This window comes from Pseudonocardia sp. UM4_GMWB1, from assembly GCF_017312155.1.
Classification (GTDB): Bacteria; Actinomycetota; Actinomycetes; order Mycobacteriales; family Pseudonocardiaceae; genus Pseudonocardia; species Pseudonocardia alni.
In genome coordinates, this window is sequence record NZ_QJPN01000001.1 from 4820641 (window position 1) to 4843954 (window position 23314).

Annotated in this window: 25 protein-coding genes; 2 read left to right on the plus strand and 23 right to left on the minus strand. The window is 75.8% G+C overall.

Annotation, left to right across the window (positions count from 1 at the left end; translation table 11 throughout):
* Positions 1-188 precede the first annotated feature (188 nt).
* Positions 189-635, plus strand: coding sequence for a M23 family metallopeptidase (locus DMP15_RS22545; protein ID WP_337826408.1), 447 nt, complete (start codon positions 189-191; stop codon positions 633-635).
* Here DMP15_RS22545 and DMP15_RS22550 read toward each other — a convergent pair.
* The 10 genes from DMP15_RS22550 to trmD form a co-directional block, all read right to left on the minus strand.
* Complete coding sequence (locus DMP15_RS22550; protein WP_073578172.1) at positions 592-1635, minus strand: FliA/WhiG family RNA polymerase sigma factor; 1044 nt, start codon at positions 1633-1635, stop codon at positions 592-594. The two genes, DMP15_RS22545 and DMP15_RS22550, sit on opposite strands and share 44 nt — an antisense overlap.
* Positions 1610-2683: a tyrosine-type recombinase/integrase gene (locus DMP15_RS22555; RefSeq protein ID WP_337826409.1), complete on the minus strand. Its 1074-nt coding sequence runs from the start codon at positions 2681-2683 to the stop codon at positions 1610-1612. Before DMP15_RS22555 ends, DMP15_RS22550 begins: the two co-directional genes overlap by 26 nt.
* A gap of 31 nt (positions 2684-2714) precedes the next feature.
* Positions 2715-3896, minus strand: coding sequence for a DNA-processing protein DprA (locus DMP15_RS22560; RefSeq protein WP_337826410.1), 1182 nt, complete (start codon positions 3894-3896; stop codon positions 2715-2717).
* On the minus strand, positions 3893-5407 hold the full coding sequence (locus tag DMP15_RS22565) for a YifB family Mg chelatase-like AAA ATPase (protein ID WP_337826411.1): 1515 nt from the start codon (positions 5405-5407) through the stop codon (positions 3893-3895). The genes DMP15_RS22560 and DMP15_RS22565 overlap by 4 nt, the downstream gene beginning before the upstream one ends.
* Complete coding sequence (locus tag DMP15_RS22570; RefSeq protein WP_337826412.1) at positions 5407-5769, minus strand: YraN family protein; 363 nt, start codon at positions 5767-5769, stop codon at positions 5407-5409. Before DMP15_RS22570 ends, DMP15_RS22565 begins: the two co-directional genes overlap by 1 nt.
* A 134-nt stretch (positions 5770-5903) precedes the next feature.
* Positions 5904-6227 (minus strand): DUF2469 domain-containing protein, encoded by a 324-nt coding sequence (locus tag DMP15_RS22575; protein WP_020627284.1) that lies wholly within the window; start codon positions 6225-6227, stop codon positions 5904-5906.
* Positions 6224-6994, minus strand: coding sequence for a ribonuclease HII (locus tag DMP15_RS22580; RefSeq protein ID WP_083659125.1), 771 nt, complete (start codon positions 6992-6994; stop codon positions 6224-6226). The genes DMP15_RS22575 and DMP15_RS22580 overlap by 4 nt, the downstream gene beginning before the upstream one ends.
* 92 nt (positions 6995-7086) lie before the next feature.
* Positions 7087-9378, minus strand: coding sequence for a signal peptidase I (gene lepB / locus DMP15_RS22585; protein ID WP_337826413.1), 2292 nt, complete (start codon positions 9376-9378; stop codon positions 7087-7089).
* A 42-nt stretch (positions 9379-9420) separates the two neighbouring features.
* A complete protein-coding gene (gene rplS / locus DMP15_RS22590) occupies positions 9421-9777 on the minus strand; it encodes a 50S ribosomal protein L19 (protein WP_060714490.1) in 357 nt (118 codons plus the stop codon).
* Positions 9778-10172: 395 nt separating this feature from the next.
* Positions 10173-10949 (minus strand): tRNA (guanosine(37)-N1)-methyltransferase TrmD, encoded by a 777-nt coding sequence (trmD, locus tag DMP15_RS22595; protein WP_337826414.1) that lies wholly within the window; start codon positions 10947-10949, stop codon positions 10173-10175.
* Between the two features lie 51 nt (positions 10950-11000).
* On the opposite strand from trmD, the gene DMP15_RS22600 reads away from it, so the two are divergent.
* The gene (locus DMP15_RS22600; protein WP_337826415.1) at positions 11001-11759 is read left to right on the plus strand and encodes an MgtC/SapB family protein; all 759 of its coding nucleotides are present in this window, start codon (positions 11001-11003) and stop codon (positions 11757-11759) included.
* Positions 11760-11778: 19 nt separating this feature from the next.
* Here DMP15_RS22600 and DMP15_RS22605 read toward each other — a convergent pair whose 3' ends face one another.
* The 13 genes from DMP15_RS22605 to DMP15_RS22665 all read right to left on the minus strand — a co-directional run bounded on the left by DMP15_RS22605 (position 11779) and on the right by DMP15_RS22665 (position 23313).
* Positions 11779-12324, minus strand: a complete 546-nt coding sequence (locus tag DMP15_RS22605; RefSeq protein ID WP_073578176.1) for a Clp protease N-terminal domain-containing protein — start codon at positions 12322-12324, stop codon at positions 11779-11781.
* A gap of 13 nt (positions 12325-12337) precedes the next feature.
* The gene (locus DMP15_RS22610) at positions 12338-12553 is read right to left on the minus strand and encodes a helix-turn-helix domain-containing protein (protein ID WP_073578177.1); all 216 of its coding nucleotides are present in this window, start codon (positions 12551-12553) and stop codon (positions 12338-12340) included.
* Positions 12554-12647: 94 nt separating this feature from the next.
* Entirely contained in the window at positions 12648-13199 is a 552-nt protein-coding gene (gene rimM / locus DMP15_RS22615) for a ribosome maturation factor RimM (RefSeq protein WP_073578178.1), read from the minus strand.
* The gene (locus DMP15_RS22620) at positions 13196-13426 is read right to left on the minus strand and encodes an RNA-binding protein (RefSeq protein ID WP_149663515.1); all 231 of its coding nucleotides are present in this window, start codon (positions 13424-13426) and stop codon (positions 13196-13198) included. The genes rimM and DMP15_RS22620 overlap by 4 nt, the downstream gene beginning before the upstream one ends.
* Positions 13427-13431: 5 nt before the next feature.
* Complete coding sequence (gene rpsP / locus DMP15_RS22625; RefSeq protein ID WP_073578179.1) at positions 13432-13935, minus strand: 30S ribosomal protein S16; 504 nt, start codon at positions 13933-13935, stop codon at positions 13432-13434.
* Between the two features lie 147 nt (positions 13936-14082).
* Positions 14083-15099: a CPBP family intramembrane glutamic endopeptidase gene (locus DMP15_RS22630; RefSeq protein WP_337826416.1), complete on the minus strand. Its 1017-nt coding sequence runs from the start codon at positions 15097-15099 to the stop codon at positions 14083-14085.
* Positions 15096-16214, minus strand: coding sequence for an amidohydrolase family protein (locus DMP15_RS22635; RefSeq protein WP_073578180.1), 1119 nt, complete (start codon positions 16212-16214; stop codon positions 15096-15098). Before DMP15_RS22635 ends, DMP15_RS22630 begins: the two co-directional genes overlap by 4 nt.
* 15 nt (positions 16215-16229) lie before the next feature.
* Positions 16230-17798 carry a signal recognition particle protein gene (gene ffh / locus DMP15_RS22640; protein WP_073578181.1) on the minus strand — a complete coding sequence of 523 codons (1569 nt, stop codon included), beginning with the start codon at positions 17796-17798 and terminating at the stop codon, positions 16230-16232.
* A 10-nt stretch (positions 17799-17808) separates the two neighbouring features.
* The gene (locus DMP15_RS22645) at positions 17809-18492 is read right to left on the minus strand and encodes an AAA family ATPase (protein ID WP_161152516.1); all 684 of its coding nucleotides are present in this window, start codon (positions 18490-18492) and stop codon (positions 17809-17811) included.
* Positions 18493-18709: 217 nt separating this feature from the next.
* Positions 18710-19048 carry a P-II family nitrogen regulator gene (locus DMP15_RS22650; protein WP_062401005.1) on the minus strand — a complete coding sequence of 113 codons (339 nt, stop codon included), beginning with the start codon at positions 19046-19048 and terminating at the stop codon, positions 18710-18712.
* Entirely contained in the window at positions 19045-20337 is a 1293-nt protein-coding gene (locus DMP15_RS22655; protein WP_217266943.1) for an ammonium transporter, read from the minus strand. The genes DMP15_RS22650 and DMP15_RS22655 overlap by 4 nt, the downstream gene beginning before the upstream one ends.
* A gap of 99 nt (positions 20338-20436) precedes the next feature.
* A complete protein-coding gene (locus DMP15_RS22660) occupies positions 20437-22836 on the minus strand; it encodes a [protein-PII] uridylyltransferase (protein ID WP_337826417.1) in 2400 nt (799 codons plus the stop codon).
* A 138-nt stretch (positions 22837-22974) separates the two neighbouring features.
* On the minus strand, positions 22975-23313 hold the full coding sequence (locus tag DMP15_RS22665; protein ID WP_062401001.1) for a P-II family nitrogen regulator: 339 nt from the start codon (positions 23311-23313) through the stop codon (positions 22975-22977).
* Between the last annotated feature and the right edge of the window lies 1 nt (position 23314).

The following is a 23314-nucleotide window of genomic DNA, read 5'->3' on the forward strand; positions in this document are numbered from 1 at the left end:
TCCCGACCACGGAGCCACCTCCCGGGGCCGACGGCATCCCGCCTCCGCCCGGCCACGGGCCCGCTCCGGGCGGGCCCCCGGACGGAGCGGGCCCGGCGCCCACGCCGCCGCGGCCGCCCGGAGCGGGGATCCCGGCCCCGGGGGCGGACTACGCGTGGCCGCTGCTCCCGCCACCGGCGGTCACCGCGGTGTTCCGCAAGCCCGCGTTCCGCTACGGCCGCGGGCACCGCGGCGCCGACCTCGGCGGCTCCCCCGGGCAGGCGGTGCTCGTCGCACGGGAGGGGGTGGTGGTGTTCGCCGGGCGGATCGCCGGGCGCGGCGTCGTCTCCGTCGACCACCCCGACGGGTTGCGGAGCACCTACGAGCCGGTGACCGCCGCTGTCGTCGCCGGGACGCGGCTCGCCGGGGGCGACCCGGTGGGGACGCTGGAACCCGGGCACATCGGGTGCCCGATCGCGGCCTGCTTGCACTGGGGCGTGCGCCGGGAGCGGCTCGACCACCTGGACCCACTGGTCCTGCTGCGGCCTCCCCGGGTGCGGCTGCTCCCCTGGGAGGGGGCGCCGGAGACCGCGGAGGACGCTCCGGACCGGGTCAGCCCGCCAGCGCCGGCTGCATCGACGCCCGCAGCCGGGTGATCACCCGGGCGTGGAGCTGGCAGACCCGGGACTCGGTGACCCCGAGGACCCCGCCGATCTCGGCCAGCGTCCGGTTCTCGACGTAGTAGAGACGCACGACCAGCCGGTCCCGCTCCCCCAGCAGCCCGATCGCGGCACGCAGCTCCGCCCCGGTCTCCCTCCGGACCGCCGCGGTCACCGGGTCCACCGAGTCGTCGGCCGGGAGCGTCCACAGCGGCGAGCCCGCCGGGCCGCCCGCGCCGAGGTCCTCGGCGCTGACCAGGTACATCGGCCGCCGGGCCTGACGGAGGTCGCGCACCGCGACGCCCAGCTCCGCGGCGAGTTCGCCGTCGGTCGCGGGGCGCCCGGAGCGGAACTGCACCGCCTCACGGGCCCGTTCGACCTCGCGGCTGCGCGCCCGCACGGTGCGGGGCACCCAGTCCTGGGAACGCAGCTCGTCGAGCATGGCGCCCCGGACCCGCTGGGCCGCGTAGGCCTCGAACCGGATCCCGCGGCCGGGGTCGAACCGGTCGACGGCCTCCATCAGACCGAACGTCCCGGACTGCAGCAGGTCGGCGAGCTCGATCGACGACGGCAACCGCACCGCCAGCTTCGTCCCCACACCGCGTACGAGCGGGGCGTGGTGCTCGACCAGGCATCGTCGCGCGGCGGGGGCGCGGGTGGCGAGGAACTCGCGCCACAGCGGCACGACAGCCGGCTCGACGGTCTCGTTCAGGTGATCCGGTGCGCCGTCGGGCGTGTCGCGGGGCGCCCGGCCCGTCGCCGGGACGAGTGCGATGCACGCCGGGGCCACGCCCGCCGACGGTCGTCCGGTGGTGACGTCGCGGGGGCCGCGGCGCGGGTGCCCGGGTGGGTCGGGGACCGGTACGAGGACGGCCGCGCGGGGCATGTCGGCGCCTGCGGCCCTCCGGTCGAGGGCCGTGGCCAGGGCGGTGGGGAACGCGTCGGGACGGCGGGGCGTCGTGGGGGACGCCTCAGGCCCGAGGGTGCGCCTGGTCATGAACCACCTTCAACCGGTCGACGGTCACATGCGTGTAGAGCTGTGTCGTCGACAGCGTAGCGTGACCGAGCAACTCCTGTACGTAACGAAGGTCTGCTCCGCCCTCGAGCAGATGGGTCGCCGCGGCGTGCCGCAGACCGTGCGGTCCGACGTCGGGGACGCCCGGTACCGCCCGGATCGCGCGGTGCACGACGGTCCGTGCGACGCGCGGGTCCAGCCGCCCGCCCCGCACGCCCAGCAGCAGCGCCGGCGGCGACGACGGGGTCGCCAGCGCCGGTCGGCCGTGGTCGAGCCAGCGGCGCAGGGAGCGCGCGGCGGGGACCCCGAACACGACGGTCCGTTCCCGGTCGCCCTTGCCCCGGACCCGCAGCGTACGGGTGGACTCGTCGACCGCCCCGACGTCCAGCCCGCACAGCTCCGCGACCCGGATCCCGGTCGCGTAGAGCAGTTCGAGGACCAGCAGGTCGCGCAGCGCCTCCGGGGCGTCCTCCGCCGCGCCGGACGTCACGGCGGCCAGTACCGCCGCGGTCTCCGCCGCGGCAGGCACCTCCGGCAGGACGGTGCCCGCGCGCGGCGACCCGAGCCGGGCGGCCGGATCGTGGTCGAGCCGCCCGGTGCGCACCGCCCAGGCGCAGAACGTGCGGGCCGCGGCGGTGCGCCGGGCGACGGTGGCCTGCCCGGCGCCTGCGGCGTGCGTCGCGCCGAGCCGCCGGCGCAGGTGGTCCAGGTCGAGCGCACCGAGGCCGGGGAGCCCGCGGAGCAGGTCGGTGAGGTCCGAGCGGTAGCCGCGGACGGTGTGCGGCGAACGGTTCCGCTCGTGGCGCAGGTGCCCGGTGAACTCCTCGAGCGCGGTGGCGACGTCCGGCGCGAGCCCGTCACCCCCTGCTGCCCCGTCACCCCCTGCAGCCCCGCCACCCCCTGCGGACCCGGCGCTCCCTGCGGACCCGGCGCCCGCGGCAGGGGCGCCCGCCGGGCCCACGGCCGGTCCGTCGACCGCACCGGGGACCGGTCCGGTGGTCGCGGGACCGGAGGACTCTGTGCGCGCCATGTCCGGACGGTCCGCCGCCACGGGGCCCCGGTCAAGGACCCGCCCGGCGTGCCGGACGCTGCCACAGCCCCTGGTGGTACTCGGCGAGCCCACGGTCCTCCAGCTCGGTCAGCGCCGCGCGCAGCTCGTCGGGTCCGACGCCCGCGGCCTCCCCGATCCGTCCCGGCGGCCACGCGGCCCGGGCGGGCAGCGCGTCATGGACCGCCAGCACCCGCGGGTCGAGCCCGTCGGTCGGGCGGGACTCCCCCTGCGGCGGCAGGGCGAGGTCCACACCCAGCCGGCCGACGACCTCCAGGACATCCTCGGGCCGCCCGACGAGGCCCGCCTGGTGGGAGCGGACCAGCTCGTGGCAGCCGACCGACATCCCCGAGGTCACCGGGCCCGGCACCGCCATCAGCGGGCGCCCGAGCGCGGTCGCGTCGGCGGCGGTGCGCTTCGTCCCGCTGCGTGCCCCGGCCTCGACGACGAGGGTCCCGACACCGAGTGCGGCCAGCAGCCGGTTGCGGACGAGGAACCGCAGCCGCCCGGGGATCGTGCCGGGCGGGTACTCGGTGAGCACCAGACCGGTCGCGGCGATCCGTTCCAGGAGACCGGTGTGCGCGGCCGGATAGACGCGGTCCGGGCCGCAGGCCAGCACCGCGACCGTCGCGCCGTCGACGGCGAGCGCGCCGCGGTGCGCGGCCGCGTCGATCCCGAACGCGGCGCCGGAGAGGACCGCGACGCCGCGCCGGGCCAGCGTCGCGGAGAAGTCCGCGGCCACGTTCAGCCCGTACGGGGTCGCGGCACGCGACCCGACGACGGTGACCGACCGGTCGGCGAGCGTCGCGATCTCCCCCGGCCCGCGGGCCCACAGCGCGATCGGGGGCGCGAGGTCGGCCCGCGGGGCCTCGGCGAACGACCGGAACGGCCACGACGGCCAGCCCGGGTCCTCCGGCACGAGCAGCCGGGCCCCGGCGGCCGCGGCCGCCTCCAGGTCGGCGCCGGAGCGGTCGGTGCCCCGGCGGGCCGCCGCGGCGCGCAGCAGCTCGTCGGGGACGGCTCCGCGACGCAGCCGGTCGGCCGCCTCGACCGGCCCGTACCGGTCGACCAGGGCGACGAGGTGCCGGTTCGGGGGTTCGACGCAGCGCAGCAGGTAGGCGCGGGCGCGCAGGACCTCCTCGGGCACCGTGCCGGCGTCGGTACCCGGGCGGACGGCCGGGACCGGGGCGCTCACGCGGCACCCCGCTCGCGGAAGTACAGCGCCGCGTCGACCAGGCCTCGGTCGGGCCGTTCGGACCCGGCGAGGTCGCTGAGCGTCCACGCGACCCGCAGCGCGCGGTCCGCGCCGCGGGCGCTGAGATCCCCGGCCCGCAGCCGGGCCTCCAGCGGTGCGATCACCCGGGCGGGCAGTGGGAAGCGGGTCCGCAGGGCGGGGCCGGGTACCTCGGCGTTGCACCGCCACCCGTGCTCCGACCAGCGCGCGACGGCGGCGGCGCGGGCGTCGAGCACCCGGCGGCGGACGGTCGCGGTGTCCTCGCCCCGCTGCTCGGTCACCCGCAACGCGGTCACCGGCTCCATCGCCACCCGCAGGTCGACCCGGTCGAGCAGCGGGCCGGACAGCCGGGACATGTAGCGTCGGCGGACGTCGGGGCGGCAGGTGCAGTCGCGGTCGATCGGCGGTGCGCACGGGCACGGGTTCGCCGCGAGGACGAGCTGGAACCGGGCCGGGTAGCGCACGGTGCCGTCGGCGCGGGACAGCCGGACCTCACCCTCCTCCAGCGGGGTGCGCAGCCCGTCGAGGACCGAGGCGGGCCAGTGCGGGCACTCGTCGAGGAAGAGCACCCCGCGGTGGGCCAGCGACACCGCACCGGGCCGGGCGACGCCGCTGCCCCCGCCGAGCAGCGCCGCGGTCGACGCCGAGTGGTGCGGCGCCACGAACGGCGCACACGTACTGAGTGCCCCGCTGTCGCCGAGCCGGCCGGCCACCGAGCGGATCGCGGCGAGCTGCAGCGCCTCGGCGCGATCGAGCGCGGGCAGCAGCCCCACCACGCGCTGGGCCAGCATCGTCTTGCCGGTGCCGGGTGGGCCGACCATCAGCAGGTGGTGCCCGCCGGCGGCGGCGATCTCCAGGGCCCGCCGGGCGTCGTGCTGGCCGAGCACGTCGGCCAGCTCGGGCGCCGCGACGGCCCGGGCCGCCTCCTGCGCGCCGTCGTGCCGGTGCAGCAGCCGGTTGCCCGACGCCCAGTCCAGGACGTCGCCGAGGCTGTCGGCACCGAACGCCTCGATCCCGTCGACCAGCGCGGCCTCGGCGAGCGCGGCACGGGGCACGACGGCGCGGACCATCCCGGCGTCGCGCGCGGCGAGCAGACAGGGCAGCACGCCGAGCACCGGTCGCAGCCTGCCGTCGAGGGCGAGCTCGCCGAGCAGCGCGGTGCCGCGCAGCCGGTCGGGTGGCACCGCATCCGCGGCGACGAGGACACCCAGGGCCAGTGCGAGGTCGAACCGGCTGCCGGTCTTGCGCAGGGTCGCCGGGGAGAGGGCGAGCACGATCCGCTCGTTGGGCCAGGTGCGGCCGGAGTGCACGATCGCGGACCGGACCCGGTCCTTGGACTCGTTGAGGGCGGCGTCGGGCAGGCCCACGAGGTGCACCCCGGGCATCCCGCCGCCGATGACCGCCTCGATCTCGACGGGGACGCCGTCGACGCCGTGCAGCGCCACCGACCAGATCCGTGCCGGGGGCCGCATCAGAACGCCGCCGGGTAGTGGGTGAGCGTGACCGGCCGGCCGGGCCGGATCAGGACCGCCACGACGTCGAACCTGATCTCGACCCAGCTCACCCGGTGGGCGGCCATGAACGCCTTCGCCAGCAGCCGGATCCGGCGTGTCTTGCGGCGGGTCACCGCCTCGGCGGGCTCGCCGTACCGGAGCCCGGAACGGGTCTTGACCTCGCAGAACACCAGCCGTTGCTGCGGGTCGACCGCGACGATGTCGATCTCGCCGTGCGCGCACCGCCAGTTGCGGCTGAGCACGACCATCCCGTGTGCCCGCTCGAGGTACTCGGCGGCGGTGTCCTCACCGCGACGGCCGAGCTCGTCCTTCGCTGCCATGGGTCCACGATCGGGCCGGGTGGGCCGCCCGCGGGGGTGGATCGGCCGGCTGTGGACGGATCCGCCGGTTGGGGATGGGCACCGCCGGCCGCGCCGCCGGAGCGGCGGGTCCGTCGGTGGGGTCTGCTACGCGCTCAGCCCGGGAACTGGTCGTCGTCGGGGAGTCGCAGGTCAGGGGTGTCGAGCTCCTCGATGTTGACGTCCTTGAACGTCACCACCCGCACGTTCTTGACGAACCGCGCCGGGCGGTACATGTCCCACACCCACGCGTCGGACATGCGGACCTCGAAGTAGACCTCGCCGTCGGCGTTGCGTGGGGCGACGTCGACGGAGTTGGCCAGGTAGAACCGACGCTCCGTCTCCACGACGTAGGAGAACTGGGCGACGATGTCGCGGTACTCCTTGTAGAGCGTGAGCTCCATCTCGGTCTCGTACTTCTCGAGATCCTCGGCGCTCACCGGCCCGCTCCTCCTGTGACGATCTCCAACGGCTCCCACGCCCCGACCGTGTCCTCCGGGTCTCCGGGGTCGGGTTCCTGCTCGGGGAGTGCCCCATTGTGGACCAGCCCCGCCGGGACCTCGCGCCCGGCCACCGCGGCGACGTTCGCGAAGGAGAACCGGTGCTCCGGACAGGGCCCGTGTGCGCGCAGCGCGGCCTCGTGGTCCGGGGTGCTGTAGCCCTTGTGCACGGCGAAGCCGTAGCGGTCGTGCTCGGCGTCGAGCGCGGTCATGATGCGGTCCCGGGTGACCTTGGCCAGCACGGACGCCGCCGCGACGCAGGACGCCACCCGGTCCCCCTTCGGCACGGCGAGGGCGGGGCGGCCGAAGCCGCGGACCGGGAAGCCGTCGGTCAGGACGTAGCCGGGCCGGACCGCGCCCAGCGCGGCCACCGCGCGGCGCATGCCCTCGATGTTGGCCACGTGCACCCCGCGGCGGTCGACCTCGGCCGCCGGGATCACGACGACGGCGTGGTCCAGCGCCCGGGCGCGGATGCGGTCGTACCAGTGGTCGCGGGCGGCCGGGGTCAGCAGCTTGGAGTCGGTCAACCCGTCGAGGGCCTTCGCGTCCGCGGGCCGCAGCACCGCCGCGGCGACGACCAGCGGTCCGGCACTCGCACCGCGACCGGCCTCGTCGACGCCGGCGACCGGGCCGAGCCCGTGGCGCTGCAGGACCGTCTGCAGGGTCCAGGTGCCGCCGTCGCGGACGACGGCGCGCGGCGGACGCAGCCCGTCGGGCAGGACCCGTACGGGACGTCGGCGGGCACGCGGCCGTCCGGTGGGACGGGCGCGGCTGGGCGGAACCGGCACGGTGCTCCCGGTCAGGCTCTCCGGCGCCACCCGTGCGGGGGGCGCGTCGCGGGCAGGAAACGCTCGGCCTCGGCACGGGCGAGCAGAGCCCGTCGCCGGCCGGCCGCGAGCGGCAGGGTCCCCAGGATGCCCAGCGCCAGCGGCACCCCGCCGGGCAGCCCCGGGAGCCCGGCCGCCTCGGCGGTGGTCTGCGGGTCGACCGCGCTGACCCAGCCGAACCGGTCGAAGGGCAGCACGATCAGCCGGACCTTGCCGATGATGTTGGCCTCGGGGATGGGGCCGTGCCCGGCCGCCCGGGAGTCCGCGGAGTTGTTCCGCGAGTCGCCCATCATCCAGTACTGGCCCTCGGGGACCGTGATCGGGCCGAACGGGATCTGCCGGGCCGGGCCCGCCTCGGGCAGGTAGTAGATGTAGGGCTCCTCCAGCGGCTGCCCGTCGACGACGACCTGGTTCAGCGCGTCGCAGCAGGAGACGGTCTGGCCGCCGACGGCGATCACCCGCTTGACGAAGTCCTTCTCGTCGGGCGGGGCGATGCCGACCAGCGAGCCGAGCGACTGCAGACCCTTGAGCAGCGGGTTCTCGCTGCCCTCGCCGCTGTAGGTCTCGCTGGCCCAGCCGTCGGTGCCGCGGAACACGACGATGTCGCCCGGGGTGATGTCGGTGAAGTTGTAGGTGACCTTGTCGACGAGCACGCGGTCGTTGTTGCAGCCGGTGCAGCCGTGCAGCGTCGTCTCCATCGAGCCCGACGGGATGACGTAGACCTTCGCGAGGAAGGTCTGGATGAGGACCGTCAGCAGGATGGCGACCCCGGCCAGGAGCAGGATCTCCTTCCAGAACGCCGTCTTGGGCTTCTCGTCGCCCGCCGCGGCCGTGGCGGAGCCGCGGCCGGTCAGGGCGGCGATCCGGCCGCCGACGCCGACGGGGCCGCTGCGGCGCGCGGCGCGGCCACCGGTGGCGCGCTCCGGCTCGTCCGACGCGTCCTGCGGGTCGGCGGGGACGTCGTCGGGGTCCTCTGCCGGTTCCGCCGGGGCGACGGCCGGGCGACGCCGGCGCGGGGGTCGCGCCGGCGCGTCGGCGCCGGGGTACGGGCCCGCGGCGGTCCCGGCGTCGACGTCGACGTCGTCGCCGACCGGGGCGGCGGCCGCGCGGGTGCGCCGCGGGTCGGCCTCCGGAGGCACCCGGCGACGCGTGGTCGCGGCGGCGTCGGGGTCCGGCGGGGCCGGGCGACGGGTGGTCGGGGCCCCGTCGGCGTCCGGTGGGACGGGACGGCGGGTCGTCGGTGCGGCACCGTCGACGGGCGGGCCGACGGGCCGGCGACCGGGGGCACCACCGCCGGGGCGGGGCTCCGGGCGGGCGCCGTCGGAGTACTCGGCGGACCGGCCGCGGCCGGCCGGCCGGCCGGGGGCGCGACCGCGCGGGTCGGGGCGGCCGGGGCCCCCGGGCGCGTACCCGTCGGGCCCGTGGCCCTCGGGCGCACGACCGTCCGCCGGGTAGCCGTCGACGCCGTGGCCGCGGGGGGCGTGGCCGTCGGGGGCGCCGGGCGCGGGGACGGACGGGCCGAAGCCGGGGGCGGCGGGGGGCCGGCCGTTGCGCCGGGGCGCATCGGGGCCGCGGAAGGGCGGTGCGGCGGACGGATCGAACCCGGCGGACGGGGCCGCGGACGGGTCGACCCCGGAGGCCCGGCGACCGGGTCCGCCGTCGGGGGCGGGCTGGTCGGGGCCCGGGCGGACGCCGTGACGACCGGTGCCCTCGGGGCGCCCGGCCGGCGGCGCCGGACGACGGGGGCCCGGGGCCTGCTCCGGGCGGCTGCCGGGCGGCGGCCACGGCCTGCCGTTCGGTGCGGCGCCGGGCTCGGAGGCGTCGGGCCGGTTGAGCCGGGCCGCGTAGCGGGCCCGCAGCGTGTCCGGGCCCTCGGTGGCCGGGGCGGGCCGCTCCTCGGGGAGCGGGCCGCCCGCGTCGACGCCGTGTCGCCCGGAACGTCCGGCGGCGAGCTCGTCGAAACCGTTGCGGTAGCGACGCCCGCGGGGACGGGCCTCGTCGGCGCCGTCCTCCGGGCCCGCGTGCCGGGTACGGACCCCGCGCGGTGCGCCCTCGGGCTCACCGTCCGCGAAGCCGTCCCGGGCCGGCACCCCGTGCTGCAGCGCGGTCCCGAGCAGCCACTGCTGCTCGTCGCCGCCCGGTTCACCACCGGCGGGCGGCGGGTCCTCGGGGGCCCGCCGCCGACCGGGGCGCTCGGGAACATCGCTGCCGCGATACCGCCGGGGGCGGGCCCGGCGGTCGTCGGGGAGCTCGGGGAAGGCCACGCGTCGAGATTACGTCACCGGTCCGTCACGACAGGGTGACGGTCAGGACGCGGTGGTCTCCCGACGCTCCTTGATCTTCGCGGCCTTGCCGCGGAGGTCGCGGAGGTAGTACAGCTTCGCCCGGCGGACGTCACCGCGGGTGGCGACCTCGATCTTCTCGATGTTCGGCGTGTGCACCGGGAAGGTGCGCTCGACGCCGACGCCGAACGAGATCTTGCGGACGGTGAAGGTCTCGCGGGCACCCGAGCCGTGGCGGCGGATGACGACGCCCTGGAAGATCTGAGTACGGGTGCGGTTGCCCTCGATGACCTTCACGTGCACCTTGAGGGTGTCCCCGGGCCGGAAGTTCGGGATGTCGGAGCGCAGGGTCTCCGCGTCCAGTGCGTCCAGGGTGTTCATGTCGACGGTCCGTCCTCGTGTGTCGTTCGTGCGGGTCGTGCGGTGCCGGTCCCGGGTCGATCCGGGATCGCGCCCGGGCCACGGGGCGTGTGCCGTACGGCGACCACGCTCCTCACGTGGCGGGCTCGGCACGGCCGGCACCACCGGCGGGACCGGGGGCACACGTGACCGTCACCGGGCACCACACGCGGCGCTGGCAACCCGTCCATAGTGCCAGACGGGCAGATCGCTCCGGACACCCGGTGGTGCGAGGGCCCCGGAGCGGCTCAGCGGGCCCGGTCGTACCGGACGGACCGGGCACCGCCGGTCGCCGGTGGGGGCCCGCCGGGCGACGGCGGAACGGTCCCCCGCGCCGGCCCCGGAGCCGGGCCGGCGCCGCCCACCGGCGGGAACGCTCAGGCGGTGGGGGGGTCGGCGTCGTCGTCGGGGCGCCCGGCGGCGAGTGCGGCGCGGTCGGCGGCGTCCAGGGCGTCCGGCCCGAGCGCGTCGAGCAGGTCGGGACGCCGGTCCCGGGTCCGTTCCAGGGCCCGGTCGCGCCGCCAGCGGGCGATCGCGGCGTGGTTGCCGCCGCGGAGCACGTCCGGCACGGCCAGCTCCCGCCACACCTCGGGACGGGTGTAGGACGGGCCCTCCAGCAGCCCGTCGGAGAAGGAGTCCTCGGCGGCCGAGCGCGGGTTGCCCAGCACCCCGGGCAGCAGCCGGGCGACGGCTTCGACCATCACGAGCACGGCGACCTCCCCGCCGACGAGCACGTAGTCGCCGATCGACACCTCGTCGACGGTGATGCCGCGGGCCCGGGCGTCGAGCAGCACACGCTCGTCGATGCCCTCGTAGCGGCCGCAGGCGAACACCAGCCGCTCCTCGGCAGCCCAGGCGTGCGCGGTGGCCTGGGTGAACGGCCGTCCGGCCGGGGTCGGGACGACCAGCCGGGCGGGCAGGTCGGGGGTGGCCAGCACGTCGTCGAGGGCCTCGCCCCACACCTGGGGGCGCATCACCATGCCCGGCCCGCCGCCGTACGGGGAGTCGTCGACGGCCTGGTGCACGTCGTGGGTCCAGTCCCGCAGGTCGTGCACCGCGACCTCGAGCAGCCCGCGGTCGATCGCCCGCCCCAGCAGTGCCTCGCGCAACGGCTGCAGGTAGGACGGGAAGATGGTGACGACGTCGATCCGCACGGCGCGGATCGTCGCAGGCGCCCGTCCCCCCGTGCAGAAGGAGGTCGTGCGATGCCGGAATCCTGGGCCGAGCCACTCTGGTCGACGGCGGCGCAGTGGAGCCTGCTGCCGCCGGTGCTGCTCGCCCTGCTGCTGACGACGGCGATCGGCCTGGAACGCGAGGCCGGCGCGAAGAGCGCCGGTCTGCGCACGCACGTGCTGGTCGGCGTCGGCGCGGCGGTGTTCATGGTCATCTCGAAGTACGGCTTCGCCGACCTGCTCGCGACCGAGCACGTCGCGCTGGACCCGTCCCGGATCGCGGCCCAGATCGTGTCGGGGATCGGGTTCATCGGTGCCGGGCTGATCTTCGTCCGGCAGGACGTCGTGCGCGGGCTCACCACCGCGGCCACGATCTGGCTGGCCGCCGCGGTCGGGACGGCGTGCGGTGCGGGCCTCGCCCCGCTGGCCGTCCTGACGACGGCGGCACACTTCCTGGTGACCCGGGGCTTGCAGCCGGTCGCGCGGGTGGTGCGGCGGCACCGTCGTCGCCCGCCGGTGCTGCGGATCCGCTACGACGACGGCTACGGCGTCCTGCGCAGGGTCCTGGAGCGCTGCACCGCGGCCGGATTCTCGGTGGCAGGGGTGGCCGTGCACCGCGGCTCGGTGGCCGCCGACGGCGTCCGGGTCGCGGCGCTGACCCTGCGTCTCGACGGCCGGGGGGACCTGCCCGGCCTGGCCGCCGCGCTGTCGGAGACCGACGGGGTGCGCTCGGCGGAGACCCGGGTGGACCCGACCGAGGACCCGGACGACCCCGACCGCGCCGACGACTGAGCCGACGACCGGGCCCGGCTCAGCCCGCCCGGCGGGGCCGCCGTCGCTCGACGGCGCGCCGGGTCCCGTACAGCGTCGTCCCGCACCGGTCGAGCAGCTGCGAGGCCGCGGTGTCCGGGTGCAGCAGCCCGAGCAGGACGTGCTCGGTACCGATCGACCGGTCACCGAGCCGGATCGCCTCGCGCAGCGCCAGCTCGAGGGCCTTCTTCGAGGACCGCTCGAACGGGATGTGCCCGGCCCGCCACCCTCTGCGCCGCGGTCGGTCGAGCGCGCCGGGCCCGAAGCCCGCCTCCACCGCGCTCCGGACGGCGTCGAGGTCGATGCCCAGGATGGCGAGGGCGTCGGCGTCGCGACCGGGTGCGCCGTCCGCCCGGTCGAGCTCCTCGATGACGGTGCGGGCGTCGATCCCGGCCGCGGCGAGGAGCTCCTCCCCCGGTGTACCGGGGGTGCGCAGGACCCCGAGCAGGAGGTGCTCCGTCCCGATCCGCCCCGCGCGCCTCGTCCGTGCGATCTCCTGGGCCAGGACGACCACCCTGCGGGCCTCGCCGGTGAACCGTTCGAACACGTGCGTCTCCCGTCTACAGGCCGAGCCTGCGGTACTTCTTGTGCACCGCCTGCCGGCTGATCCGCAGTGCGTCGGCGATCTGCTGCCAGGACCATCCCTGGTCGCGGGCGTTGGTGACCTGCAGCTCCTCCAGTGAGTCCTGCAGGTCGCGCAGTGCCACCACCGCCCGCAGCCCCACGGCCGGGTCCGTGCTGGACGCCGCCGCGGCCACCGCCGTCGCATCACTCATAACCGTCAACATAGATTGACACCGCGAGGATGTCAACTCTGGTTGACACTGCGACCACGAGAACGGCCCGGCACCACGGGGTGCCGGGCCGGGATCAGTCCTGCGGGTCGAGCAGCCCGTCGGGCGGGTCGAGGACCACGCGTCCGCCCGCCACGTCGACGGTGGGCACGATCGCCCCGACGAACGGGACGAGTGCCTCGTGCCCGGCCGGCCGCCGGACGACCAGCAGGGACCCGCCGGGGCCGTGGACGACGTCGGTGACGGTGCCCGCCTCGGTCCCGTCGACCAGCTCGGCCCGCAGACCGGTCAGCTGGTGGACGTGGAACTCCTCCGGGTCCTCCGGCTCGGCGAGCGCGGAGGTCGGCAGCCGGAGCTGGACCCCGCGCAGGGCCTCGGCGGCGTCGCGGTCGGCCACGCCCTCGAAGAGCACGAGCCAGCGGCCCGAGTGGGCGCGCGCACCGGTGACGGTGAGCGGCCCGGGGCCCGCCGCGCGGGGCCGGTGGCCCTGCAGGACGGCACCGGGCGCGAACCGCTCCGCCGGTGCGTCGGTGCGGGGCTCGACGACGACCTCGCCGCGCAGACCGTGCACACGTACGACGACGCCGACCAGGACCTGGCCGGCGTCGTCGGGTGCGGAGCTCGTCACCGGTCGGTGTCGACGACGTCGACGCGCACGCCGCGACCGCCCACACCACCGATGACGTTGCGCAGGGCGGTGGCGGTGCGGCCACCCCGGCCGATCACCTTGCCGAGATCGTCGGGGTGCACCCGGACCTCGAGGATCCGACCGCGACGCCCGGTGACCAGGTCCACCCGGACGTCGTCGGGGTGGTCGACGATGCCGCGCACGAGGTGCTCGAGCGCGTCCGCCATGAGAGTCACGACTGGGTCGACTCGGTGGCCGGCTCGGCCGCGTCCTTGGTCGCGTCGGCGACGTCGTCGCTCTTCGTCGCGGCCTCGGCCGGGGCGGCGTCAGCGGTCTTGCCGACGCGGTCGCCACCCTTCTTCTTCGGAGTGGTGGCCGCGGTGGTCGGCTCCTCGTTCGCCGCCGCCAGCGCCTCGTTGAAGCGGGCCAGCTTGTCGGCCTTCTCGGCCTGCGGCTTCAGGGTGCCCTCGGTGCCCGGCAGGCCCTTGAACTTCTGCCAGTCGCCGGTGATCTCGAGCAGGTTCTGCACCGACTCGGTCGGCTGCGCGCCGACACCCAGCCAGTACTGCGCACGGTCCGAGTCGATCTCGATCAGGCTCGGCTCGTTCTTCGGGTGGTACTTGCCGATCGTCTCGATGGCCCGGCCGTTGCGGCGCGTACGGGAGTCCGCGACGACGACGCGGTAGTACGGCTGACGGATCTTGCCCAGACGCATCAGCTTGATCTTGACGGCCACGCTGTGGTGCTCCTCGCGAATGTCGATTCGTGCTGCGATGAGTCAGCCGGCCTCGCGTGGGGTTACGGGCTCGCTCACTCGTAGGTGTCGGCCGTGGCAGGTAGAGGGCCGGCCACGGACCCGATCGGCCATTCTGCCAGACGTCGTTCAGACCGCGGGAAAGGCCCCGACCAGCATGAGGGCCAGGGCCAGCCCGGGCAGGAAGTTGTTGACCGCGTGCGCCACGATCCCGGCGGTGACGCGGCCGGTCAGCAGCCGTGCGACCCCCAGCGGCAGGGCGACGACGAACAGCAGCGGCGCGCGCAGGAACTCGAGGTGGGCCAGCGCGAACACCGCCGTGGTCAGCACGAACACGACCCATCGGTTGCCGACCCAGTGCGCGATGGCGTTCCACAGCAGGCCGCGGTAGACGATCTCCTCGCAGACCGGGGCGACCACCACGACGCCGACCATCACGGCCAGCGCGACCGGCCACGTCGTGCGGATGCCCTCGAAGGCGACGCCGACCGAGGTCGTCAGGTCCGGGCCGACCAGGTAGAGGTAGGCCAGCGCGGCCGGGATCGTCACGAACAGCCCGGCGACGCCGATCAGCAGCCCGATGCCGACGTCCTCCCAGCGGAACCGCAGGCCCAGGTCGGCCAGCGGCCCGCTGCCGAACACCCGGGTCCAGACGACACAGGTGAGCGCGGCCAGGATCGTCGGGACGACGATCGCGAGCAGGACCTCCTGCGCGGAGTCGACCTCCCCCAGGCCCAGCGCCAGCAGGAACGACGAGCCGAGGAACACGATCTCGACGACCAGGAAGGCGAGCAGCCCGCGGAACGGTCGCGGCGGGGGCGGCGACGGCTCGATCCCGAACAGCCCGCGCCGCGGCGGCGGACCGTACGGCGCGCCCGGTCCGTAGGGCGCCGGACCACCCGGGCCGTACTGCCCGGGTGCACCCGGGGTGCCGTACTGCCCGGGCCCGGCGGGGCCGTACTGCCCGGGCCCGGCAGGGCCGTACTGCCCGGGCCCGGCAGGGCCGTACTGCGCAGGCCCGCCCGGCCACCCCGCGGGCGGCCACCCGGCGGGCGGCGGACCGGCGGCGTCGGACGGGGTGGAGCCGGCCGGGTCGTCGGCGGAGGCTCCGGGCGGTCCCGGCGGCGACCCGGGCGAACTGCTCATGCCCCCGTTGATACCCGACGTCCGCGGATCAGGACCACCGACGGGGCCCGCAGCACGCCGAGATCCCCCCGCGGGTCGCGGTCGTACACGACCAGGTCGGCCGGCGCACCGGGCACCGGACCCGCCGGGCGGCCCAGCCAGGACCGCGCGGCCCAGCTCGCGGCGCCGATCGGGTCCGGGTGCCCGGCGCGGGCCAGCTCGGCGATCTCGTCGGCGATCCGGCCGTGCCGGATGCCGCCGCCGGCGTCGGTGCCCGCGTAGACCGGGACCCCGGCCTCGATCGCGCGTCCGACGGTCTCCCAGGCGTGGGCGTGCAGGTCGCGCATGTGGCCGGCGTAGCGGGGGTAGCGCGTCGCCTTCTCCGCGATCCCGGGGAAGGTCTCGACGTTGATCAGGGTCGGCACCAGGGCGGTGCCACGGGCGGCCATCTCCTCGATGAGCTCGTCGGAGAGCCCGGTGCCGTGCTCGATGCAGTCGATCCCGGCCCGGATCAGCCCGGGCAGCGCCTCGGTGCCGAAGACGTGCGCGGTGACGCGGGCGCCGGCCCCGTGCGCCGCGTCGATGGCCTCGGCGAGCACCTCGTCCGGCCAGAGCGGGGCGAGGTCGGCGTCGTCGGGGCCCGCCGCGCGGTCGATCCAGTCCCCCACGAGCTTCACCCAGCCGTCGCCGCGGGCGGCCTGGGCCCGGACCTCGTCGACGAGCAGGCGCGGGTCGTCGAGCTCGGCGGCGAGCCCGGGGATGTAGCGCTTCGGGCGGGCGACGTGCCGCCCGGCCCGGATGATCTCGGGCAGGTCCTCGCGGGCCTGCAGCGGCGAGGTGTCGACCGGGGACCCGCAGTCGCGCAGCAGCAGGGTGCCCGCGTCGCGGTCGGCGCGGGCCTGCGCCGCGCACTCCTCCAGGTCGGTGACCGGGCCGTCCGGGCCGAGCCCGACGTGGCAGTGCGCGTCGACCAGGCCGGGGACGATCCAGCCGTCGGTGACCAGGTCCTCCGCCCCGGGCAGCGGCTCCGGGCTGACCCGCCCGGAGCCGTCGACGTACAGGTCGGCGCCCGCGGCACCGTCGGGGCCCAGCAGCGTTCCGCGGAGCCGCCACCCCGCGGCCGGAAGATCGGTCATGGGTGGCGACCCTAGCTACTTCTTCTTGCCGAAGTTCAGCTTCGACGGGTCGAACCCGGGCGGCAGCTGGTCGAGGTTGCCCAGTCCGGGCGGGAGCTGCTGCAGGCTCGGCGGCAGGTTCGACAGGTCCGGCGCCCCGGCCGCGGCACGGTTCGCGGGGTTGCCGCTGCGCCGGCCCTTCTTGGCCTGCCGGGCCTTGCGCGGGTTCTTCGGGACCTTCTTGGTCGCGCTGCGCCCGCCGCCGCCGAAGCCGAACTGGCCGGCCATCTGCTTCATCATCTTGCGGGCCTCGAAGAAGCGGTTGACCAGGTCGTTCACATCGGAGACCGACACGCCGGACCCGCTCGCGATGCGCTGGCGGCGCGACGCGTTGATGATCTTCGGGTCCTCCCGCTCGGCGGGGGTCATACCGCGGATGATCGCCTGCAGGCGGTCGATCTGACGGTCGTCGACCTGCTCGAGCGCGGCCTTCGCCTGCCCGGAGTTCATCCCCGGGAGCATGTTCAGGATGTTGCCGATCGGCCCCATCTTGCGCAGCTGCAGCATCTGCTGGAGGAAGTCCTCCAGGGACAACTCACCGGAGCTGATCTTCGCGGCAGCGGCCGCGGACTGCTCGGCGTCGAAGACCTGCTCGGCCTGCTCGATGAGGGTGAGCAGGTCGCCCATCCCGAGGATGCGCGAGGACATCCGGTCGGGGTGGAAGACGTCGAAGTCCTCGAGCTTCTCGCCGTTCGAGGCGAAGAGGATCGGCTGGCCGGTGACCTCGCGGACGCTCAGCGCGGCACCACCGCGGGCGTCGCCGTCGAGCTTGGTGAGCACGACACCGGTGAAGCCGACGCCGTCGCGGAACGCCTCGGCCGTGGCCACGGCGTCCTGACCGATCATCGCGTCGACGACGAACAGGACCTCGTCGGGCTGCACCGCGTCCCGGATGTCGGACGCCTGGCGCATCAGCTCCTCGTCGACGCCGAGACGGCCCGCGGTGTCGACGACGACCACGTCGTACTGCTTGTCGCGGGCGTGCGCGATGCCGTCGCGGGCGACGCCGACCGGGTCGCCGGGGCCCTCGGGGAGCTCACCGGAGCCGGTGGCGCCGGGATGCGGTGCGTAGGTCGGGACGCCGGCGCGCTCACCGACGATCTGCAGCTGGTTGACCGCGTTGGGACGCTGCAGGTCGCAGGCCACGAGCAGCGGGGTGTGCCCCTGCCCCCGGAGCCAGCGCGCGAGCTTGCCGGCCAGGGTCGTCTTACCGGCACCCTGCAGACCCGCCAGCATGATGACCGTCGGCGGTTCCTTGGCCAGGTGCAGCCGCCGCGTCTCGCCGCCGAGGATCGCGACGAGCTCCTCGTTGACGATCTTGACGACCTGCTGGGCCGGGTTCAGGGCCTGGGAGACCTCCGTCCCCTTGGCCCGGTCCTTGATGCGCGTGATGAACCCGCGCACCACCGGCAGGGCGACGTCCGCCTCCAGCAGCGCGATCCGGATCTCGCGCGCGGTGGCGTCGATGTCGGCGTCGGAGAGCCGGCCCTTGCCGCGCAGGTCGCGCAGCGTGGATCCGAGCCGCTCGGAGAGGGAGTCGAACACCCTTACCAGCCTACTTGGCCAGCGCCAGTCCCCCACGGGCACCGGAGCGATCGGTGCGACGGACCGAGGACCAGCCGGTCTCGGTGCCCGCCCGCAGGGCGTCGGCGGTGTCGCGGGCGCGCCGCGCGTGCGCCGCGAACGGGCGCGAACGGACCACCCGTCCGCGTGCGTGCTGGCCATCGAGTGCCTGGTCGGGGGCGGTGTCGAGCCACAGCAGGTGCGGTGCGCGGCCGCCGAGACGGGCCAGCGCGCGGATCGCGGCGCGCACCCGGGGCGCGGTCGCGGGCAGGTGGACCACGACGGTGTCCGCGGGGCCGAGGGCCGCGGTGACCACCGACGCCCGGTGGGTCAGGTGGGTCAGCCACCGGTAGGCCGGGTACGGCGTCGCGGCCGGGAGCAGCCGCGCGAGCACGGCCCGGGTGGTCTTGGAGTCGAGGACCCGGGTACCCGCCGGGGCGTCGAGCCCGGCGAGCAGCGTGCTCTTGCCCGCCCCCGGCAGGCCCGCGACCAGCAGCAGCGACCGCCCCGGCAGGACGACGACCAGCGGCGCCGCCGGGCCGTCGTCGGACGGAGGGCCGGGGCGAACGGGCACGCCGGTGCCGTCGGTATCGGCGCGGCGATGCTCGGTGGGGCGGTGCTCGGTGTCGCGGGTCGGCGGGACGGCGCCGGTCGGCACGGCACGGGCGGTGGTCATGTGTGGTGAAACGGTCCGGTCGCCCGGATCGTTCCGATCACCCGGTGTGTCCGGCCCGCCGCGGACCGTCCCCGGCCCGGTCCGCCAGGCCGCGAGACGCACGTTCCCGCCCTCCGCGGGGCGCGAACGTGCTGATCAACGCCCCGGTGCGGGTGGGGCGGGCGCGGGGTGGGCCGGGGCGGCGGGGCCGGTGATGATCACCCGGTCGGCCGCAGGGCTACAGGGCGTCGGTGCCGCGCTCCCCGGTGCGGACGCGGACGACGTTCTCCACCGGGACGACCCAGACCTTGCCGTCGCCGATCCGGCCGGTGTGCGCGGCGTCGACGACCGCCTGCACGACCCGGTCGGCCTGCTCGTCGTCGACGACGACCTCGACCTTGACCTTCGGGACGAAGTCGACGGAGTACTCCGCGCCCCGGTAGACCTCGGTGTGGCCCTTCTGGCGGCCGAAGCCCTGGACCTCGGTCACCGTGAGTCCCAGCACGCCGAGACGCTCCAGCGCCTCCTTCACCTCGCCCAGGACGAACGGCTTGACGATCGCGGTCACCAGCTTCATCGGTCCCCCTCCTCGGTGATCCGCCCGGCCGGCCCGCGGCCCGCCGTGCGCATCGTGCTGAACTCGTACGCGGTCTCGGCGTGCTCGGACTCGTCGATGCCGCCGTGCTCGTCGTCGGGGGCGGCGCGGAAGCCGATCGTCCGCGACACCACCCAGGCGATCAGCGCCGTCATCCCGAACGCCCAGACCGCCGCGACCAGCACCGACAGCGCCTGCCTGCCGAGCTGGGCGGGGCCGCCGCCGTAGAACAGGCCGTCGGCGCCCGCCGGGTTGACCGCGTCGGTCGCGACCAGACCCAGCATCAGCATGCCGATGACCCCGCCGATCCCGTGGATCGCGACGACGTCGAGCGAGTCGTCGTAACCGAACCGGTACTTCAGCCGGATCGCGAGCTGACACAGCAGCCCGGCGAGCACGCCGATCGCCAGCGCACCCCAGGTGTCGACGTAGCCGCAGGCCGGGGTGATCGCGACCAGCCCGGCGACGGCGGCCGAGGCGGCCCCGAGGCTGGTCGGACGGCCGTCGAGCCGGTCCTCCAGGACCAGCCACGCGACGACGGCGGCGGACGCGGCGGTCATCGTGGTGACGAAGGCGTTGGCCGCGGTGGCCCCGGCGGCGAGCGCGGACCCGGCGTTGAACCCGAACCAGCCGAACCACAGCAGGCCCGCCCCGAGCAGCACCAGCGGCAGGTTGTGCGGGCGCATCGGCTCGCGCGGCCAGCCGCGGCGGGCGCCGAGGACCAGCGCGAGCGCGAGCGCCGAGGCGCCGGAGTTCACCTCGACCGCGGCGCCGCCCGCGAAGTCGAGGGCGCCGACGGTGTTGACCAGCCAGCCGCCACGCTGCGACACCGCTCCGTCGACGGCGAAGGTCCAGTGCGCGAGCGGGATGTAGACCACGACCACCCAGACCGCGACGAACAGCGTCCAGGCCCGGAACCGGGCACGGTCGGCGACGGCGCCGGACACCAGTGCCCCGGTGATCACGGCGAACATCAGCTGGAACATCGCGAACGCCTGCACCGGCACGTCGCCGACCAGCGCGTCCGGGTCGGTGATCCCGGCCAGCTCGAACCCGCCGATCAGACCCCCGTGCGAGTCACCGAAGGCCAGCGAGAACCCGAACACGACCCAGACGAGCCCGATCACGCCGAGGCAGACGATGCTCATCATCATCATGTTGAGCACGCTCTTGGCGCGGACCATGCCGCCGTAGAACAGCGCCAGCCCCGGGGTCATGAGCATGACCAGGGCGGCACTGCCGAGCAGATAGGCGGTGTTCCCGGTGTCCACGTCGACACTCCTCGTCGCACGCTGCACCGGGCGGGCCCGCACCGGCGACGAGCATGATCGTCGCCGGGCGGCCGCTGTTGCAAGGCGACACGACCTGCGTCACGTCGTCGGTCGGGCCTCCCCGCGCCCGGCGGCCACCGTGAGGACCGCCTTCTCGATCTCGCTGCGGGCCGACCGGTCCGGGGACCCGCCGATGCCGAAGGAGTCGACGACCGAGGCGCCCAGGGTCTCGACCCGCGCCCAGACGAGGTCGACCCCGGTCCGTTCGAGGGCGGCGGTGACGTGGTGGAGCAGCCCGATGCGGTCGGTGCCGCGCAGCTCCAGCACGACCGCGCCGGTGGCCTCGTCGTCGAACCACAGCACCCGCGGCGGGGCGGTCCGTTCCACCTCCGGCGTCGACGGCGCGTAGTCGCGTTCCTTGCGGGCCAGCGCCTGCACCAGGTCCAGCGACCCGGCGCGCACCCGCACCAGGTCGGAGCGGACCAGCGCCGGGTCGGGCAGGCCGCCGAACCGCGGGGTCACCGCGAACGTCTCGACCGCGACCCCGTCGGACACGTTCACGTCGGCGGTGTGCACCTGCAACGAGTGCAGGGCGAGCACCCCGGCGACGGCCGACAGCACCCCGCGCCCGTCGGGCAGCGCGACGGTGACCGACGCGACGTCGTCGTCGCCTGCGAAGCGGACCTGCGGCTCCCCCGCCGCCGTGACGGCGCCGACCATCTCCCGGTGGGCCGGGTCCGGCGGGCCGGGCTCGACGAACGGGCGGCCGTCGAGCGCGGACAGGCAGCGCCCGGCCAGCCCCTGGATCAGGGTGCGCCGCCACGGGCTCCAGACGCCGGGCCCGGTGCCGAGCGAGTCGGCCTCGGCCAGCGCGCCGAGCAGCTCGAGGAGCAGCGCCACGTCGGCGTCGCCCCGGCCGGTCGGTGCGACCGCCTCGCGCAGCGTCTCGAGCACCCGCGACACCGTCGCCGGGTCCTCCGGGTCGCGACGGGTCGCGGTGTGGGGCAGCAACAGGTGGTGGCGCACCATCGCCGCGAGCAGCACGAGATCGCCCTCGCGCAGCCCGAGCCGCTCGCCGATCTGGCGGACCAGCGACTCGCCCACCACCGAGTGGTCACCGCCGCGGCCCTTGCCGATGTCGTGCAGCAGCGCGCCGACCAGCAGCAGGTCCGGGCGCGCGACCCGGGTGGTGAGCCGGGCGGCCTCGGCACAGACCTCGACGAGGTGGCGGTCGACCGTCCAGACGTGCGTGCGGTCCCGCGGCGGCAGGTCGCGGACAGCGCCCCACTCGGGGAACAGCCGCCCCCACAGCCCCGTGCGGTCCAGCGACTCGACCACCGCGACGGCGGCCTTGCCGGTCCCGAGCAGGGCGAGCAGCTCGGCCAGCGCCGTCCGCGGCCAGGGTGCGCGCAGCTCCGGGGCGGTGTCGGCGAGCCGGGACAGAGTGCCCGCGGAGATCGGCAGCCCGGTGCGGGCTGCGGTGGCGGCGACCCGCAGGACCAGGGCCGGGTCCTTCGCCGCGGACGCGTCGCGGGCGAGCCCGACCTCCCCCGCGTGCTCGACGACGCCGGAGTCCAGCGGTCTGCGCACCGGCGGGCGGCGGAGCGCGGCGAGCCCCCGGCGAGGCAGCGCGTTGCGGGCCTGGCGCAGCCCGACCTCGGCCGCGAAGGCGACCGCGCGGGCCGCACCCGACAGGGCGCGGGCCAGGTCGAAACGGTCCCCGACCTCGAGGATCGTGGCGATGTCGTCGGCCTCCTGGGCGCGCAGGACGTCGCGGGCCCGGCCGGAGAGCCGGTGCAGCTCGGTGCGCACGTCCAGCAGCAGCGCACGGGCGGCGACGACGTCGGGCCCCGGCCGGTCGACGAGCTGGGCGGTGGCCAGGGCGTCGAGCAGCTGCACGTCCCGCAGGCCGCCGTGGCCGTTCTTCAGGTCCGGCTCGATGCGGTGGGCGACGTCGCCGTTGCGCCGCCAGCGGTCGGTGGTGGTGTCGACGATCTCGTCGAAGCGGCTGCGCATCCCGGCCCGCCAGGCCGCACGGACGGCGTCGCGGACCTTGCCGGTGAGCGTCGCGTCCCCCGCGACGTGCCGCAGCTCCAGCAGCCCGAGGGCCGCCCGCAGGTCGGTCGCCGCGATCTGCACGGCCTGTCCGGGGGTGCGCACCGAGTGGTCGAGCCCGATCCCGGCGTCCCAGAGCGGGTACCAGAGCTTCTCCGCGAGCGCGTCGACGTCGGTCCGGCCGTCGTACAGGAGCACGAGGTCGAGGTCGGACCAGGGGCACAGCTCGCGCCGGCCGAGCGCACCGACGGCCGCCAGCGCCGTCCCGCTGCCCTCACCGCCGACCCCGAGTGCCGCGCACCGGGAGGAGAGCCAGAAGTCGTGCAGGTCGACCAGCGCGGCCCGCAACGCCTCCGGGCCGTGGTGGTGCCGGCCGTTGGATTCCAGGAGGACCGATTTCGCCTTGACCAGGTCCGCCGCTTCGCCCGACCCGAGGACCGTCATCGCCCCGCGCCACCCGCTTCCTGTTCGTTCGAGTAGTGGACCGCTTACATGCCGTGATGTCCGATTCGAGTCCGGACGGCGGACGGCCCGCCGCACTCCGGGAAGGGAGCGCGACGGGCCGTCGCGAGGGACCGTCGGTCAGATGGCGTCGGCGCCGCGTTCTCCGGTCCGGACGCGGACCACGGTCTCGACCGGGGTCACCCAGACCTTGCCGTCACCGATCTTGCCGGTGCGGGCGGCCTCGACGACCGCGTCGACGACCTTGTCCTGCAGCGCGTCGTCGACCACGACCTCGACGCGGACCTTCGGCACGAAGTCGACCGAGTACTCCGCGCCCCGGTAGACCTCGGTGTGGCCCTTCTGGCGGCCGTAGCCCTGGACCTCGCTGATGGTCAGACCGAGCACGCCGATCTGCTCCAGGGCGCCCTTGACGTCCTCCAGGACGAACGGCTTGACGATGGCGGTCACGAGCTTCACG

Bases quoted from the DNA above. Each gene is read 5' to 3' on its own strand.
- DMP15_RS22550 (WP_073578172.1), bottom strand. From the start codon at position 1,635: ATGACCAGGCGCACCCTCGGGCCTGAGGCGTCCCCCACGACGCCCCGC.
- DMP15_RS22555 (WP_337826409.1), bottom strand. From the start codon at position 2,683: ATGGCGCGCACAGAGTCCTCCGGTCCCGCGACCACCGGACCGGTCCCC.
- DMP15_RS22565 (WP_337826411.1), bottom strand. From the start codon at position 5,407: ATGCGGCCCCCGGCACGGATCTGGTCGGTGGCGCTGCACGGCGTCGAC.
- DMP15_RS22570 (WP_337826412.1), bottom strand. From the start codon at position 5,769: ATGGCAGCGAAGGACGAGCTCGGCCGTCGCGGTGAGGACACCGCCGCC.
- rplS (WP_060714490.1), bottom strand. From the start codon at position 9,777: ATGAACACCCTGGACGCACTGGACGCGGAGACCCTGCGCTCCGACATC.
- DMP15_RS22600 (WP_337826415.1), top strand. From the start codon at position 11,001: ATGCCGGAATCCTGGGCCGAGCCACTCTGGTCGACGGCGGCGCAGTGG.
- DMP15_RS22610 (WP_073578177.1), bottom strand. From the start codon at position 12,553: ATGAGTGATGCGACGGCGGTGGCCGCGGCGGCGTCCAGCACGGACCCG.
- DMP15_RS22620 (WP_149663515.1), bottom strand. From the start codon at position 13,426: ATGGCGGACGCGCTCGAGCACCTCGTGCGCGGCATCGTCGACCACCCC.
- DMP15_RS22630 (WP_337826416.1), bottom strand. From the start codon at position 15,099: ATGAGCAGTTCGCCCGGGTCGCCGCCGGGACCGCCCGGAGCCTCCGCC.
- DMP15_RS22635 (WP_073578180.1), bottom strand. From the start codon at position 16,214: ATGACCGATCTTCCGGCCGCGGGGTGGCGGCTCCGCGGAACGCTGCTG.
- DMP15_RS22645 (WP_161152516.1), bottom strand. From the start codon at position 18,492: ATGACCACCGCCCGTGCCGTGCCGACCGGCGCCGTCCCGCCGACCCGC.
- DMP15_RS22650 (WP_062401005.1), bottom strand. From the start codon at position 19,048: ATGAAGCTGGTGACCGCGATCGTCAAGCCGTTCGTCCTGGGCGAGGTG.
- DMP15_RS22660 (WP_337826417.1), bottom strand. From the start codon at position 22,836: ATGACGGTCCTCGGGTCGGGCGAAGCGGCGGACCTGGTCAAGGCGAAA.